This window comes from Carboxylicivirga linearis (assembly GCF_018271995.1).
GTDB lineage: Bacteria > Bacteroidota > Bacteroidia > Bacteroidales > Marinilabiliaceae > Carboxylicivirga > Carboxylicivirga linearis.
This window is the reverse complement of record NZ_JAGUCO010000111.1, coordinates 1-842: the sequence shown is the minus strand read 5'-3', so window position 1 is coordinate 842 and position 842 is coordinate 1. Positions and strand designations below refer to the sequence as shown.

3 protein-coding genes are annotated in these 842 nt (G+C 40.0%); all 3 read right to left on the bottom strand.

The window, feature by feature from the left end; translation table 11 throughout:
• Nucleotides 1–185: hypothetical protein (locus tag KEM10_RS25200; protein WP_212220937.1), on the bottom strand; the 185-nt coding region annotated here is incomplete at its 3' end.
• On the bottom strand, nucleotides 182–514 hold the full coding sequence (locus KEM10_RS25195; protein ID WP_212220934.1) for a hypothetical protein: 333 nt from the start codon (nucleotides 512–514) through the stop codon (nucleotides 182–184). The genes KEM10_RS25195 and KEM10_RS25200, both read right to left, overlap by 4 nt.
• A gap of 1 nt (nucleotide 515) precedes the next feature.
• On the bottom strand, nucleotides 516–842 hold a 327-nt coding region (locus tag KEM10_RS25190; RefSeq protein ID WP_212220925.1), incomplete at its 5' end, for a P-loop NTPase family protein.

Genomic DNA, 842 nt, shown 5'->3' with positions numbered 1-842 from the left:
AGCCAACTGTCTTTCTGATACATCTCCCTGGCCGAACTCCTATCGGCAACTGCCATCTTAAAAAGTTCCATTTTCCCCTGGAGCTTTTCTTCTTGTGTGGTGAATATTTCATCAATCAGCTTAGTTCCCTCTTTTAAGGTTTCCGCAGCTCCGGTATTGATTACCTTTCCAAATAATTTTCTCATTTCTCTACAAATTTTAATATGGTATCGAGTTTCTCGTTAAGCTGCTTAATGGTTTGGTGGAATAGTTCTTTACTCACATATATTTCCTTAGAGCTGTCCCTTAAATCTGATATTCTTTTATGCAGTACCGTAAACTTGTTTTCGCACGAAGCAAGCTCCTTTGTCAAGTGCTGAATATCCTTTTCCAATAAATCGGTTTTGGCATCTACTGTTTCCTTTGTGGCATTTTTTGAAATGGCATTGCGGATGATGAAGGAAACCACACCAACGATAAGCGAACTGAAAGCACCGATAACAAGCCAATAGAATTTTATTGTCATTTCTTCCATGCTAAAAGATTTTAATGGTTTCTGTACTGCCCTCCGGAAAGCGGTTTTTCTCCATCGTTGCACTTTGATTTTCAATATGCATAATGGCATCTACAATATGCTCCCACTTCGTTCCGCCTTTGGAGCTTCCGTCTCGGTTTGCCTGATTGATGATTACAAATGAGGTGTTCGGAAACTGTTTCTTCAGCTCTTTAAATTCCTCGTGAGATATATCGGTCGTTTGGGTACTGTCAATAAATACCACATCGTAATCCCTGAATAGCTTCGGATTGTAGTCCTCGATAATTCCGATTGGGCTGTTAATTCCAAGCCTTACCACTTTCTCCTG

Bases quoted from the DNA above. Each gene is read 5' to 3' on its own strand.
- KEM10_RS25195 (WP_212220934.1), bottom strand. From the start codon at position 514: ATGGAAGAAATGACAATAAAATTCTATTGGCTTGTTATCGGTGCTTTC.